The sequence below is a fragment of the Xenorhabdus miraniensis genome, from assembly GCF_002632615.1.
Genome location: NZ_NITZ01000040.1, coordinates 1 through 15,214 on the forward strand (window position 1 = coordinate 1; position 15,214 = coordinate 15,214).

The window sequence follows — 15,214 nt, forward strand, 5'->3', positions numbered from 1 at the left end:
TCACCTAATTCATCGATTTTTCGACGGTGATATTCGGATGCCAGCTTGTCTTTTTTTAAAGCAGAACGAGGCGGTATCATGACGGCGCTACCTTGTAGATATGTACTGTGTCTACATTTTACTCAATTTTGTGGCTGTGAAAAGTTTTTAGAGGTTCCCATTAATAAAAAAGTGTTGTCTCAGTTGTCTCGGTTGCCTCAAAACAATTAACCTATTGTTTTATAATGATTAATCTTTGAAAAATGAGGCAACAAAGCCTATTTTCTGTTGTCTCAATTTTACTTTTCTTCTCATCATCAATTTATAATATATTGATAAATAAAGATTTAATTTTGTATTTTGTGTTGTCTCAATTAATTGCTTTAGCAACCTGAGCTGTTTCGGTATTGGTGGGTAAAAAGCTATTGTGGAGGGTGTCGCTTGGACATCCGCGTTCAGATGCCGGCAGATTCGGTGTGGAATGTGAGGCAGGGGGAGGGAAATTGAACAGCGTAGAAAACAACAAACAGTTAATTTATTGAGATGTGGTTGATTTAATTTATTAGCTTATTTTCGAATAAATTCTACAAGTTGTGATATTCGAAAGGCATATAAATACTGAAAAATGGTTATTTTTCTAATTTAATTTCTAACCATTTTATAGTATTAAAAAATGTATTGTTATTAATTCGGTTTTCGACAATTGTAATAATAACCACACATGCCATTTTAGTATCTCTACATGGAATGTAAATATAAAATTATTTCATACCGATAATATCACCCATTTCAAAATATGTATTGGTTAGATAAAAATTGGTTTTTTTAAAAAATGTTGTATATGTACGGATAATGAAATTTATTTATATTTATTAAGGATTTTTATGTCGGAAAATAATAAGATGAATATGGACTTTTTGAAAGGATTAGATAAAAACATCTGTCCAGTATGTGGTGAAGAAGATTGCCCATACCCAAGAGATAGAAGGGGTGATAAAGTAATTGAAGAGATAATGAAGGAGTATACCAAAGGTAATATGCCACAGGTGAAAAAATTATATATTTCGAAAATGGTTCCACTTAGAAAAGCAAACTTTGGTAGGGGTAGTTTTGGTTCGAGTGAAGGATTTTACGATAAAGCCAAAAATAATAAACCCAGCATGAGTTCATTCGGCATGTTGCAGCATTTTTTCGGAAAATCAGGCCGAGAACTGACACTCTCTGAAATCGGTGTGCATGATCGAGTTCGCGGATTAATGCAGAAACCAGGTGCATTTGGCAGGCCAGAGGGCAGTATTCAGTCTCGTTTTATCTCACAGATTCAACGTGGTGAACGAGTTGATTTTGAAAATGGGTATAATTTTGGTCTAGAAAAAAAGGTTCCGGTTTACGATCCACTGTGGGGTATTGGAGGCGCGAAGATCAGTGGCAGTCTTACACATGTTAGTGCTGAAAAAGCAGGTGATGGATATAATGTATCTGGTACAATAAATTATAAACTGTATGATAAATTTACTGATCCATACGACACATTTAATTGGGGAAAAGAGGATATTAATGTGGGTGGTGAGCCATTTGATATCACTGGAGAATGGAAGGAAGATGTAAATTTTCATGTCGACAGAAAGATTTTTGATAATAGGCTACTGCAACTTCTTAAGGATAAAAAATAATTTTTTATGGTCGCGCATTTAATGCGCGACTTTATACAAAATATCCAATTAAAATAAATATTGATAAGAAAACTGTGGAATAAGTAGACTTAATATAAAAACAAACGTCATTAATAACGACACCCATATGGTTTTTTTTCCATTTCTTTCCAATATAAAGAAATGGCTAACCAATATGGTTAAGAAGAAGAAAGTTACAATTGACATAAAAAGCATGGCGACGAATAACATAACACATCCTTTACCGAAAACTTTCCGTAATCATATAGATAATTGATTGAAAATCATAATTTTGTTTATAACCCCCCTTGATTCCCTTAATCTCTGGCACAGTGACAGAATTACGTAAAATCAATAAGTTATATAAAGGGGAGATATCCCGCCTTTAGCTATTTTTTTGATTTTTATCATTTATTATAGTATACCTACTCAAGCACGCAATCTCACGTTCATCATCTAGAGTTTGAATTTGGTAGCGGTGCTTCACAGCTACCCCATTTAAAAATACCATACAAAAATAATAATAAGTTGAGTCGTTTTTAAGTATGCGAAGTTGTTGGGTTAACATATCTACAACACACGCCTCCCCTATAGTTTTATCCCCTGTTTGGGCATAGATAGAGTACATAACATCTGGTTGACAAGTTGTGGCAACAGTTCCTACATACCCTCTGATATGAATAGTTTTAATATTTAAATTAACTTTAAAATCAATAAATTAAATAGATAATATTCATTATTAATGGGAAAATGAACACAATCATGTACAAACAGAAAAAACACTCCATACAGCATATACCAATTGATTTTACACTCACTAAATAAGGGAAGTGGATAGCTATAAGGTGGGATGTTGCTATAGGGATCTGCCCTTTAACATACGGGATAATCCCGCATATACAAAAGCAAAGGTGTTGTGATTTCCACCATACCCAAGATGGGATATCCCACCTTGCGGCAACCATTGGGATTTCCCCAATAGTTGGTTAACTCATTGATTTATCCGAGGCCGTCACTTTGACCACGTAGAGGATTTACGCAGAAATAAGCAGCAAGTTAAAAGTGAGATATCTCACCTTTAGCTAACTGGTTGATTTTACTTATTTCCCGCGCAGTGCAGTAATTCCGGTTCTCTGCCGGAAATAAGGGATATCAAGGAGTTAACAAGCAGGAGTCTCATTTTTATTTTGCCGAGTTTTGTCAGTTGTCAGATAAATATTACTGATTCCCCATTTGTTGCTTTATGTCATTCTGACATCAAAACATACCACTCATCTACTGGGCTTAGTCAAGACTTACTCTTCAGTATTGATGAACCCATTTTATTGATGTTCACCGGCGGAGAAGTATCCCACCGCCTTCATGTTACTTAGCAATCTGTATTGTTGATTAAATGAGGGAATAAATATGCAAGATAAAAAGCCTGATGTACTTGTCTCAGACGGTTGTAATCTCGTGATCGTTACAACACCGGAATATGTCAAAAAAGCGATTGAAGAACATGCTCAAAGCCGCAACCATCCAAATGCAACACTACAGGATAAGGGGTTTGTTATCCTAAGCAATGATGTCGGTAGTAATAGCGAAACGATGGCTGCAACACCAAAAGCAGTGAAAGCGGCATACGACTTAGCCAATACAGCTAATCAAAACGCCACAAAACCTCAAACTAAAAGCTCTATAAAATCAGTCAGTGGATCTTGGAATGTAGGTTCCATCATTTCTATTCCTGCTGATCTGCGTGGGCAAGTAATTACTTTTGTCAGATTAAGTGGATTAAATGCACAGCACCAAGCACTGCCTGTTCCTCTTGTTGATGGCATAACTGAGCAAAGACTAGCTGGCCCTCAGAATAACTGGGTGTGGTTAGAATTCAAATTCTCTGACAATTCGACAAATATTACTGTCGTAAATGGCAACAATGCTAATTTTGTTCAGATTTTTTATCGAGAATAATGAAAATAAAAACCAACTTTCAGGGGCGCACAGCCCCTATTGCTACTCCACCTGTTCAGCCAACCCAACATCAGAAGCTGTCTTTGCCATCTTCACATTCCACACCGAATCTTCCGGCATCTGGACGCGGACAGAGATAGACCTGCCTGTGGGGATATCAATCAAATCACCGTCAGTGTAGCCCTCACGGACATTTCTGGCGAATACTGGCGCCTCAGAGTGCTCACGGTGGTATGTCATTAATTTGATGGAACCATCAGGCAGCACTTTGTAATCGACCCAAATCAGCGGTAATTTATTTTTGCATAGGGGTATTTCAACTCCGCCATCGACGCCGCCCCACGCTGCATCGGCATTAAATCCCAGCACGTTTTTGATGAGATAAACGCCCTCAGACAGGCGCTCAACGGTTGCCCCCTCTGATTCGTCATTGGTGATACCCGTGCCGTCACTGGTGATTTGGATGATGGGCGAGGCTGTTTTTAAGTAGCCATCAATCGCATAACAATTTCCCCCAAGGGCTAAAACCTGACCGCTGACGCCTTTTTGAAATATAAAACTTGAATGCGTCAGAAGTCCTGTTTGAATAATGATATACCCATGCTCACCGTGTGTACCAAAGTTAACCCTGAGTCCGGTTCCTGAGTGTTGAGCTAAGAAATTTGTCCAGCCGCCGCCGCTGGCTTTCACTTCATTGGCAAAATTTACACTCGTATTCTGAATAGCCGCATCTGCCAATCCAAGGTTTTTCACAAACGCTGATTTATCCAGAATATCTGCCCCGTTCTGTGCATTATCCAGTTTCCCCTCCATCGCTGCCTGCAATGCCCGGATTGATTGCAACGATACCGTTTGGCCGTTCGGTAAGGTCACCTCCACTGTCCCGGTCTGGCTCATCCATCTGTCCATATTCTGGAGGAAGCCAATGATGGAGCTGGTATTCGCCACCATATGCCGGACACCATCCGAGATAGAATCGGGGATAGTAATCTGAATCTGGTACTTAACATTATTCAGGGTGGTTTTAGCTGCATCAGCCAGTACCAGTTCGGTATCCGAGTTCACCGCCTGAATCATGTGCAGTAATTTACTGTTGCCGGACTGGATTAAAATGACCTGCCCCGGTGCAACGCCGTTGAGATTCGATTTAAATCTGGTGCCCGTGCCGCGGACAATAGCCGAGCCGGACACAATGGAAAGAGTGCCTTGTGAATATTACATGGTGTGTTCCTGAGAAGTTAGAAGTTGAAATAACTGGCAGCGTCTAAGATAAGAATGGGTTGTTTTGTTGTGTAGTTGGTCGTTCCCCACTGGCTCGCTTTCCAGTATGAGCGTTTGCCTGAACTAATAAATAACGCTCCCTCCCCATTGCTGGTCAGTGACAAATCCCGGCTGTAGGCGGTACTCCCTTCCATCCACAGATGATACCCTATCACAGGCAGGCACCAACATCGGGTATCCGTTATCAAAATAGCGTTATCCGTGATGAACGAGGGTGAGTTGTAAACGCTAAGTTGATTACTGGTAGAAATGAAAAAGGCCACACCAGAGCGCAGCCTTGAATTCAGTGTGTAGGTTTATTTCCAGTTGAAGCAAAAATGCAATGTATTACCTAAATTGTGTTTCAGTAGTTCACCTAGTTGTTTTGCACCATCAGAAACATAAAGAAAATAAGTTTCAAGAGAGGGTGCGTGAGGACTAACAGAACCAAGATTATAAGTTGAACCATTCGCCATTATTTCAAGGTTCTTACTTCCTAAGTATGGTTGGTTTTGTGTATCAACTTCTAACTGTAATCCCCAGAAAGTACCAATGGGGACCTCAATTAGTTTGAATGCTAATATGTTTCCAACTCCCATTGTGCTTTGAAGATTTGTCAGGGTGCCAATAGGTAGTGTACCCGTCCCATCTTCGCCTGGAGCCGAACGCCCCCATTCTTGAACTTTATCATAATCTGGATTACCACCATTATAAAATTGGATGGTTCCTATATTAAGATCAAAAGACAACATAGTACCTTCTGGACACACTGGCTTATTAACGTCAGACATAAATCCCTCACTTATTATTTGTTAAAGGTCATTTCATCCTACTGCTAAATAGCCAGTTAATATTACTTAGGTCAGGTTTTTATCTCAATTAAATAGACCATAGCAGAATCAATACGCATTAAAATATGGTGGTGCATTATAAAATCTGTCTATTTGTCGAGTGCACGATTCAATGAGTTGTATATTTGAAGTTTGGTGCTAACAGTTTATTTACCGCTCGGCTTTTCTCTTGCCGCCCAATAGCGATCCATTTCTTCCGGTGTGGCTTTCTGGTCTTCAAACGCATCACCGATTTTCAAGCCATCGGGTAATTGCGCCCATGCGACATAGAAATACCGGGGTTCAAACTCATCGCCTATCCATCAATAAATGCCAGCGTATTCCCCTTCCCAAAAATGCACATAGCCAATATGCCAGCCATCGCAAGGATTGTAGACCAGTACTTCTTTGCCATTCATATCAGGTGTGGGCTGTTCAGATGCAGGACGGATAATTAAGGATTCTGTGACAGGTGCAGACTACGTTCCCCCAGAAAGCAAAAAACCCCGCCAAAGCGAGGTCTGAAATTAATAAGCTGTGTGACATTGCTGTCACTCTTATCACAGCATACTGACTTTTGTAATTACGCAACCCTATTAACGGTTTCTTTTTGCACGCCTTTATCCAGTTCCAAAACGACATCTGAAACGGCCAGTACGCCTTCAATAAATCCCTCGGCTGCCTGTAATCATTTGGCGACTTTGTTATGAGAAATCCCTAATTTCGTGCCCATTGGCCTGAGTGGCAGTGCCTTAATATAATGCAACACAATCAACTGATAATAATAAGGATTGTGTTTCTTCAAGCGCAGAATATCGTACTCATCGTATGGCGGAATCCGTGGCCTGTAGCTCTACCGCCATACCCCATTCGCTTCATCATGGTATTCAATGCCATATCAGATAGATGATTTTTATAATTTGTACGGCTTGGAAAAACATATTGATAGCTACCACTGATAGGCTGAATCTGCTTCAATAAATTAATAGCTTGTTCTGGCAGTGGCACGATATGGGGACGACGCATTTTCATTTTTTCGGCTGAAATTTCCCAAATCGCCTTATCTAAATCAATTTCTGACCATTCAGCCTTGCGAAGTTCCCCAGGTCGAACACCCGTTAATATAAGAATACGCAAAGCCACTCTAACGATCTGGCTTCCCATATATTTATCAACGGAACGCAAAAATTCAGGTAGCTCATTTACTGAAAGGTGAGCATAATGTCCACGTTTATGGGGAACAAAGGCGCTCGCTAAATCTGGTGCGGGATTGTATTCTGCCCTGCCAGTAATAATTGCGTATTTCCATACTTCACCGCAGCGCTGTCGAACTTTCTTCAACTTTTCTGTAGCCCCTCTCTTTTTCATAATAGAAAGGAGGTCTAATAATTCGAGGGGTTTTATTTCAGCAATCGGACGATCACCTATATAAGGGAATACATCATTTTAAAATGCGTCCATCATATCTTCACGATAACCAACAGACCATCTGTCTTTTCTTCCCTCGTACCATTCACGCGCAATGCTTTCAAAGGTGTTACTAATTTCTCCCTGAGTTGCCAGTTTCTTTTGTTTTTTATCTTGGTTGGGATCAATACCTTCGGCTATCAGTTTCTTGGCTTCATCACGCTTTCTTCTGGCCTCTGCCAATGTAATAAGTGGAAAAGTGCCAATAGCGAGTAACTTTTCTTTTCCTGCAATGCGGTATTTCAGTCTCCAGTATTTAGAACCGGTTGTCTTTACCAACAGGTATAAACCGCCGCCATCCGATAGCTTAAAATCTTTATCTTGGGGTTTTACTGTTTCAACTTGTCGGGCTGTTAGTTTCATATTTCTAGCATCCTTGCCCCCTCACAGTAATGGGGGTATTTTCTAGGAGGTACAGAAAGTTACCCCTATATATACCCCCTGATTGGGGTACATTGCAATAGATGCCAGTAGACGTTGATAGAGTGTTATTTGGGGATTTTCTTTGATTTTACTAGGGAAAGTAGACTTTAAGAGATGCTGCTAGAAGTGTAACTGGCGGAGGAGGAGAGATTCGAACTCTCGGATGGTTTCCCATCGGCGGTTTTCAAGACCGCTGCCTTCAGCCGCTCGGCCACCCCTCCGCGATGTCGAGCACTATAAACATCACTGTTCTCAATGTAAAGCATTTATCTGTTCAACTGCCGTCAATTTATTCACATTACTATCTGTTGGTCTATTTATTCAGCATATTTGGCAATCTTTCTTGGGAATAGTGGTGATTTTTGCTAAATTGCAGCCATCGTAATTGGATGGTTAAAAAATTATGTTGGTATTTGAAGGTCGTGAAATTGAAACCGATGCGCAGGGTTATCTAAAAAATAGCCGTGACTGGCAAGAAACCATGGCTCCTATTCTTGCTGAACAGGAAGCAATCACTCTAACCGAACAGCACTGGGAAGTGATACGTTTTGTGCGTGAATTCTACGAAGAATTTAATACTTCTCCCGCTATTCGTATGTTAGTTAAGGCACTCTCTCAAAAATATGGTGAGGAAAAAGGGAACAGCCGTTACCTTTATCGACTATTCCCCAAAGGGCCGGCAAAACAAGCAACAAAAATTGCGGGCCTTCCGAAACCAGTCAAGTGTATTTGATCTCTTCATCCGTCGTTAATGGCGGATGCTAAAATCAGTCATCTCTTCTACTTCACAAAATTGTGACTCGAAATGTTCGATCTTGGCACCCGGAGGCCCTCCCTGTTCCAGCCAATGCGTTAACATTTTGATTTGCGTATCATCACCACAAGCAACAATTTTAACGCTGCCATCATTCATATTACGAACATATCCCACCAGCTTATTTTTCTTTGCCCAATGGTACGTTTTATAACGGAATCCAACGCCCTGTACCCGGCCGTAAACATAAATAATAATGTTGTATTTGGTCATCATTACGCCCCTCCCAAAGCAGATAGTAAGAACTTTGAAACGTTAAACCCACTTTTGGTATTGTATTTTATATACGCAACAGCTAACCTGAAATTATGGGGTGGCGATCACATGCCATCTTAGTTTCAAAAATCATGCAAAAATTCCGGCTACCGGGTATGCACTTGAAATTTACCTTATTGCCCTTATATAAGAGTCATTGCAAGGTTTCTTTGGAGGTGACTATGATGATCGCCAGCAAATTCGGTATCGGCCAGCAAGTACGACATAAGCTGCTGGGTTATTTGGGTGTTGTTGTAGATATTGATGCTGAATATTCTTTAGAACAGCCGCAGGAAAATGATATTGCATCTAATGCTACTTTACGTTCAGCTCCGTGGTACCACGTTGTGATGGAAGGTGATGATGGGCAACCCGTCCATACTTATCTGGCAGAAGCTCAATTGACTTATGAAACATCAGATGACCACCCAGAACAACCTTCCATGGATGAGTTGGCCGAGTCAATCCGCAATCAATTGCAAGCCCCACGACTACGAAATTAAACGCTCTTATTTACCCTTGTTTAAATCATTCCGGTAAGGTGGTGCATAATAAAACGCTCACCACCTTATTTATTTCTCCATACCCAAGCGCGGGATTTCAATTTTAGGGCAACAATCCATCACAACATCCAATCCCTCGTGTTCTGCCAGTGATTTTGCTTCTTCATTGATGATGTCTTTCTGTAACCAAAGCACTTTTGCACCAATAGCGATTGCTTCTTCAGCCACACCGTAAGCCGCTGTCGCATTACGGAATACATCAACCATATCCACTGGTTGATTAATATCTGCTAATTGACTTACAACAGGCTGCCCCAACAAAGTTTGCCCTGCCAATTTAGGACTGACAGGAATGACTTTATATCCCTGATTCAGTAAGTATTTCATTACCTTATAGCTTGGACGCTCTGGTTTATCACTCGCACCTACCAACGCTATTGTTTTGACCTTTCTCAGTATAGTCGCTATATATTGATCATTCATTTAGCCCCCTATATTACCTTTAGTCGTTACTCCATGACGCAACAGCTATTTTCATTTGGTTTATCTGCTACAGTATTTATGATAATCACGGCTGTTTTTTATTATCTTGCCATTTAAAAAAATGGTAAATCATTTATTCATATAAAGGTATCACCATGGAATCAACGGTTCGCACCTTGGCAAAATCAAAAAATATCGCCCTTGTCGCCCATGACCACTGTAAAAAAGCCTTACTAGACTGGGCCAATACACATAAGTCCTTATTAAACAGGCATACTCTGTATGCGACAGGAACGACAGGGCATTTAATTCAGCAAAAGACGGGACTCACTATTACAAGTATGCTGAGTGGGCCAATGGGAGGTGATCAACAAATTGGTGCCCTAATTTCTGAAGGAAAAATCGATGTTTTGATTTTCTTGTGGGACCCTTTGAATGCAGTTCCACATGATCCTGATGTCAAAGCTCTGCTACGTTTAGCCACTGTTTGGAATATTCCCGTTGCTACTAACCTCTCAAGTGCCGATTTTCTTATCAACTCCGCGCTTTTTTCAGAAGAAGTCGATATCAGCGTACCAGATTATCAACGCTATCTTAATGAAAGACTCCAATAATCAGAACGGAAATGGGAGAGCCAAACTCTCCCCCCATTTTTAATCTTGTTTTTTCTGGTGTTGATACGGTTTTAAGGTTTACGCTGAGTGGGTACGCCTAATTGCAACAATTGATGAATGAATATCGATGGATTTTTCGGTTCCTGCATCAACCAAACCTGTTTTTTTGCCCGTGTCAGTGCAACATATAAAAGACGGCGTTCTTCCGCATCAGGAAAATCTTCAGGTTGCGGTAATAAAACGTGTTCTATCACAGATTCCCTCGCGGGTGCCGGAAAACCATCTTTTCCCTGATGTAGTCCCAGAATAATGACATACTCCGCTTGTTGCCCTTTAGACGCATGAATTGTCATAAATTCGATCTGCAAATTTGGCCAGCGAGTTGGTGCTTTGTTCAATAGTTCTGGCTTGAGATGATAATAGCGTGCCAATAATAAGATGGTTTCCTGCTTGGTAACATAACCGCTCATTTTATTAAGCAGTGCTTCCAACTGTTCTTCCGGCAAAATCACAACCGATTTTTTATTGCCTTTTATCAATCTATTAAGTGGATTAGCTAATTGATGAGGATTTTGTTGCACAAATCGGTTGGCTATTTCACTGATACGATCATTGAAACGATAAGTCGTATCTAACGTGCATTTTGTACCATCACCAAAATAAGTTGGAAAAGCTATCATTAAAGTTAATTCTGCACCACTAGGACGATAAATTGCTTGCAAATCATCTCCCACAGCGAATAGATGGCTTTGTTTATTTTGCGCCTTCAGCGCTGTCAATAATTTGGCCTTCAGCGGTGAAATATCCTGGAATTCATCAATCAGAATATGTTTCCATGGACTGATAAATTGCCCTTTTTGTAAAATATTCACAGCCTGATGGATTAAACCATAAAAATCGACTGCACCTTCAGATTTCAGTGCCGATTTCCAAGCCTTCAACAAAGGAGCCATAAGCCGTATACGTTTCTGAAATAGGTAAGCATAAGCAGCAGGTGCCTGTTTAATCATCTCTTTCTGACTGCCGCCATGCCTACGCATCAATCCCAGCCAGCGTTCCAGACGAACAGATAGCTTATCTGTTAATTGGTTATCGTGCCAATATTCACCTTCTGGTAATTGCCAATCCAGTTCTTCATCTAACCATTCCCGCCAACCTTTCGCTTGTGCTTTTTTTTCGCCACACTGCTTTTGCCATTCTTGGATGAGAAAGTTACGACGCTTCTGAGCATCAATTTCCAGTTCACTAATCTTGGTTTCTTTATTGCTTCCTTGCTGAATAATATGCAGAGCCAAGGCATGAAATGTTTTTGCTTTTACCTCTTTTATTCCCAAACGCGCCTGAATGCGTTCATTCATTTGACCAGCAGCCTGACGATCAAAAGCCAACAGCAAGATCTGTTCGGGAAGAGCTTGTTGACGCAATAACAACCACCCAGAACGCGCCATCAAAACAGTGGTTTTTCCGCTCCCCGCACCGGCTAAGACTAAAATATTTTTCTCACCATTAATAACCGCCTGACACTGAGAACGATCAAGTGGTGAAGTTTCTATGGTCCGGAAAAATTCCTCATGTTGCGCCAAAACACGATCCATCCAACCCTGGTTCATAGCCTGAATTGTTTTTTCACCCTTATACAACCAATCCAAACAAATCTGATAATCATCACGACAGTTCTCAAATTGTGTGATTCGTTGTAATGGAAGAGGTAGTGACTGGAATGTTTCTTGGATTTGTTGCTGCAATGAAGTTAATTCTGCAATTTTCAACCAGCGATCTTGTTGGCCGATTTTATTAATTTCATTCACTTGAGCAGCCAATACTTCCGCACTGACATCGCTCATATCGAGGCTCCATTTTTGCCATTCCTTTAATAAGTAATGGTAAAAATGTTGGGTTTGCTGCCATTCAGTACCATGCAGACGAACCACTTTTCCCTCAGGTAATTCAAATTCCAGTTCCCCCCAGACAATCCCTCGCTTACACTGAATGCCAATCAATTGATTAAATGGAATAAGGTACTGGTGCTTATCACCACTGACTTCAATGCCAGCATTAAGCAGACGCACCCTGTTATAAGGATGTTGGGCAAGTCGTTGCCCGATTTGCGTTGATTTGAGTTCCATTGTCGTGGCACCGTACCTGAAAATTGTTGAACTACTTCATCACGTAAATGTTGTTAGGGGTATTTTGTGCTAACGGTTTTATCCAGCTCCCGCCATTTTCTGTATAACAGTCATGTCCTCTATTATATCCGTATATTCATTGCACTGACAGGAACTACCCTGATTCCCTGGCTATTAGGAGAAGAACTTAAAATAACCATTCCTTTGCTGCTAGGTGTCGTTGCGGCGGCATTAACAGATTTGGATGATCGTTTGGTTGGTCGTTTGCGTAATCTTATTATTACCCTGGTCTCTTTCTTTGCCGCTTTCACTTCGATTACATTGCTATTTCCCTATCCATGGTTTTTTATGCTCGGGCTGGCAATATCAACCTGCGGCTTTATTCTGTTGGGTGCTTTGGGACAGCGCTACGCTACTATTGCCTTTGGTGCTTTACTGGTAGCGATTTATACCATGCTCGGCTCATCCATATTTCCTGTTTGGTATCAGCAGCCTGTATTACTGCTCATTGGTGCCATCTGGTATAATTTACTGACATTAACCGGCCACTTATTATTTCCAATTCGCCCTTTGCAAGAAAACCTTGCACGTTGTTACCAGCAACTTTCAACCTATCTTTATGCCAAAACAAGTTTGTTTGATCCTGATTCTGAAGCTGAAGAATATAAGCAAGCTGTGTTTGATATTGCCATGGCAAATAGCACATTAGTCACGACACTCAATCAAGCCAAGATCTCTTTATTAAGTCGCTTAAAAGGCGACAGAGGGCAGCGAGGAACGCGCCATACTTTGCATTATTATTTTGTTGCACAAGATATCCATGAGCGAGCCAGTTCATCCCATGTTCAGTATCAAAAACTGAGAGAAATTTTTCGTCACAGCGATATTCTGTTTCGTATTCAAAGGCTACTTTCTATGCAAGCACGAGCATGCGAGCAGATTTCGCAATCTATTATCTTACATAAGCAATATCAACATAATCCACGTTTTGAAAGTGCGTTCAGTTATCTTGAAAGCTCCCTTGATCGCTTAAAAAACCAGCAAGGCACTAATTCCAAAATAATAGCATTTGATAATCTGCTGAAAAACTTACGTGCGATTGACGCCCAATTAGCAGGGCTTGGTTCGGATCAATACCTTCTTTCCCCAAATACCCAACAAGAAGAGACACGCTTATCCGGTGAAGATTTAACAGGTTGGCGTGATGTATGGTTCAGGATCAGCCGCAATTTGACACCAAAATCGGCACTCTTTCGCCATGCGGTTCGAATGTCTATCCTGCTATGTACTGGCTATGCCATTATCCAACTATTTGATTTACAACGAGGTTATTGGATCTTACTAACGAGTTTATTTGTCTGCCAACCTAACTATAGTGCCACTCGCCGACGCCTGGCTTTACGTGTCATTGGTACATTGGCAGGAATTTTGATTGGCTTACCCATTCTCTATTTTGTGCCCTCTATTGAAGGGCAACTGGTGCTAATTGTCATATCTGGAGTGCTGTTCTTCGCTTTTCGCAATAGCCAATATGCACATGCAACACTATTCATTACTCTTCTGGTTTTACTGAGTTTCAATTTATTAGGTGAAGGCTTTGAAATTGCACTACCCAGAATTATCGACACATTGATAGGTTGTGGCATTGCCTTACTTGCTGTCAGTTTCATTTGGCCAGACTGGAAATTTCGCCAATTGCCTCAAGTGATTAACAGAACAATGGTTGCTAATTGCCGTTACCTTAATGCTATTTTAATGCAGTATCATCAAGGAAAGAGCAACTGTCTGGATTACCGTATTGCTCGCCGTGATGCTCATAATTGTGATGCTGAACTGGCATCCGTGATCTCAAACATGGCATCAGAACCAAAAAACTATCGTATTTCCCAAGAAACCGCTTTCCGTTTATTGTGCCTGAACCATACGATGCTGAGCTATATTTCTGCATTAGGGGCTCATCGTGACAGGCTTAATGATCCAGAAATCCTGGATATTCTTAATGATGCAATTTGCTACGTTGAATCCACATTAAACCAAGACGGAATGGATGGTGAGGCATTGCAATCTGCAATAAATAACTTGATGGAAAAAATCAACCTGACACCTGCTGAAAGCAATAGCAAAATCCAGCTTATATTCCAGCAGATAGGTTTACTTATTGAGCTACTACCAGAAATTGTTTGTTTGAAAAAACAAATTAGTAAACAAGAATTATACTAAAGATCATTCTATAGGGGGCTATCCCGCCCCTTAATAATATAGTGAAATTATTTTCTGCAATAATGCAACGAATTAATAATACAACAAACACTGTTAAAAAATCATCATCAAATAAATAATATGAACAAATACTATTTTAATTTCCAATAAAAAAGATATTACAAATATTAACATCATGGACATTCATTTTTTAATATTGATTACATATAGAATTTCTGTAAATTCACAAATCCATAAAAACAAAAAACCACCCTATTAATGAGTTTAATTTTCATTAAAAAATAAAACAGAATACTTTTGGTTTTGTAAATACGCGGGAAATATACCAATCGCCATTGAAGATGCTTGATTTATCACCCAAATCAGATCATGCTTGCAACCATGAAAATTCATCTGACACCAGAACAAAAACGTGCCCTCGAATTGATGCATGATACCACTCGTGACAGTCGAGTCTGTGATCGCATCAAGGCCGTGCTTTTAGCCTCCGAAGGCTGGACAGCTCAGATGATTGCACAGGCCTTGCGTATTCATGAAAGTACGGTCAGCCGTCATCTAAAAGATTTCATCGCTCAGGAAAAGTTCACCCCGGAAAATGGCGGCTCTGAAAG

Annotated in this window: 12 protein-coding genes, 1 tRNA gene and 2 pseudogenes; 7 read left to right on the forward strand and 8 right to left on the reverse strand. The window is 40.4% G+C overall.

Going from position 1 to position 15,214, the window contains the following annotated elements:
• Window positions 1-863 precede the first annotated feature (863 nt).
• Both Xmir_RS20740 and Xmir_RS29660 read left to right on the forward strand, forming a co-directional pair.
• Window positions 864-1,652: a hypothetical protein gene (locus Xmir_RS20740; protein WP_099115918.1), complete on the forward strand. Its 789-nt coding sequence runs from the start codon at window positions 864-866 to the stop codon at window positions 1,650-1,652.
• A gap of 1,407 nt (window positions 1,653-3,059) precedes the next feature.
• Window positions 3,060-3,608 (forward strand): tail fiber protein, encoded by a 549-nt coding sequence (locus tag Xmir_RS29660; protein WP_244171002.1) that lies wholly within the window; start codon window positions 3,060-3,062, stop codon window positions 3,606-3,608.
• Window positions 3,609-3,650: 42 nt separating this feature from the next.
• Here the strand turns inward: Xmir_RS29660 and Xmir_RS20755 are convergent, their stop codons facing one another.
• The 5 genes and pseudogenes from Xmir_RS20755 to Xmir_RS20780 form a co-directional block, all read right to left on the reverse strand.
• Complete coding sequence (locus Xmir_RS20755) at window positions 3,651-4,799, reverse strand: phage tail fiber protein (protein WP_099115920.1); 1,149 nt, start codon at window positions 4,797-4,799, stop codon at window positions 3,651-3,653.
• Window positions 4,800-4,846: 47 nt separating this feature from the next.
• Window positions 4,847-5,044: a hypothetical protein gene (locus tag Xmir_RS24200; RefSeq protein ID WP_145956939.1), complete on the reverse strand. Its 198-nt coding sequence runs from the start codon at window positions 5,042-5,044 to the stop codon at window positions 4,847-4,849.
• A gap of 141 nt (window positions 5,045-5,185) precedes the next feature.
• A pseudogene (locus tag Xmir_RS20760) lies at window positions 5,186-5,629 on the reverse strand (DUF7823 domain-containing protein); the annotation flags it as partial.
• Between the two features lie 882 nt (window positions 5,630-6,511).
• Window positions 6,512-7,528: pseudogene (locus Xmir_RS20775) on the reverse strand (tyrosine-type recombinase/integrase); the annotation flags it as partial.
• Between the two features lie 193 nt (window positions 7,529-7,721).
• Window positions 7,722-7,809, reverse strand: a tRNA-Ser gene (locus tag Xmir_RS20780).
• Between the two features lie 182 nt (window positions 7,810-7,991).
• Between Xmir_RS20780 and tusE the strand changes: the two genes are divergently transcribed.
• Window positions 7,992-8,321 carry a sulfurtransferase TusE gene (gene tusE, locus Xmir_RS20785; protein ID WP_167386031.1) on the forward strand — a complete coding sequence of 110 codons (330 nt, stop codon included), beginning with the start codon at window positions 7,992-7,994 and terminating at the stop codon, window positions 8,319-8,321.
• A gap of 15 nt (window positions 8,322-8,336) precedes the next feature.
• Here tusE and yccX read toward each other — a convergent pair whose 3' ends face one another.
• Window positions 8,337-8,615 carry an acylphosphatase gene (yccX, locus tag Xmir_RS20790; RefSeq protein WP_099115922.1) on the reverse strand — a complete coding sequence of 93 codons (279 nt, stop codon included), beginning with the start codon at window positions 8,613-8,615 and terminating at the stop codon, window positions 8,337-8,339.
• Window positions 8,616-8,839: 224 nt separating this feature from the next.
• Between yccX and hspQ the strand changes: the two genes are divergently transcribed.
• The gene (gene hspQ / locus Xmir_RS20795; protein WP_208620466.1) at window positions 8,840-9,160 is read left to right on the forward strand and encodes a heat shock protein HspQ; all 321 of its coding nucleotides are present in this window, start codon (window positions 8,840-8,842) and stop codon (window positions 9,158-9,160) included.
• A 69-nt stretch (window positions 9,161-9,229) separates the two neighbouring features.
• Here the strand turns inward: hspQ and Xmir_RS20800 are convergent, their stop codons facing one another.
• Window positions 9,230-9,643 (reverse strand): CoA-binding protein, encoded by a 414-nt coding sequence (locus Xmir_RS20800; protein ID WP_099115923.1) that lies wholly within the window; start codon window positions 9,641-9,643, stop codon window positions 9,230-9,232.
• Between the two features lie 155 nt (window positions 9,644-9,798).
• On the opposite strand from Xmir_RS20800, the gene mgsA reads away from it, so the two are divergent.
• Window positions 9,799-10,257, forward strand: coding sequence for a methylglyoxal synthase (gene mgsA, locus Xmir_RS20805; RefSeq protein WP_099115924.1), 459 nt, complete (start codon window positions 9,799-9,801; stop codon window positions 10,255-10,257).
• Between the two features lie 71 nt (window positions 10,258-10,328).
• Here mgsA and helD read toward each other — a convergent pair whose 3' ends face one another.
• Entirely contained in the window at window positions 10,329-12,383 is a 2,055-nt protein-coding gene (gene helD / locus Xmir_RS20810; RefSeq protein WP_099115925.1) for a DNA helicase IV, read from the reverse strand.
• Between the two features lie 66 nt (window positions 12,384-12,449).
• On the opposite strand from helD, the gene yccS reads away from it, so the two are divergent.
• On the forward strand, window positions 12,450-14,603 hold the full coding sequence (gene yccS / locus Xmir_RS20815) for a YccS family putative transporter (protein WP_099115926.1): 2,154 nt from the start codon (window positions 12,450-12,452) through the stop codon (window positions 14,601-14,603).
• Window positions 14,604-14,984: 381 nt separating this feature from the next.
• Window positions 14,985-15,214 (forward strand): helix-turn-helix domain-containing protein (locus Xmir_RS20820; protein ID WP_244171003.1); only part of this gene is annotated, 230 nt, incomplete at its 3' end.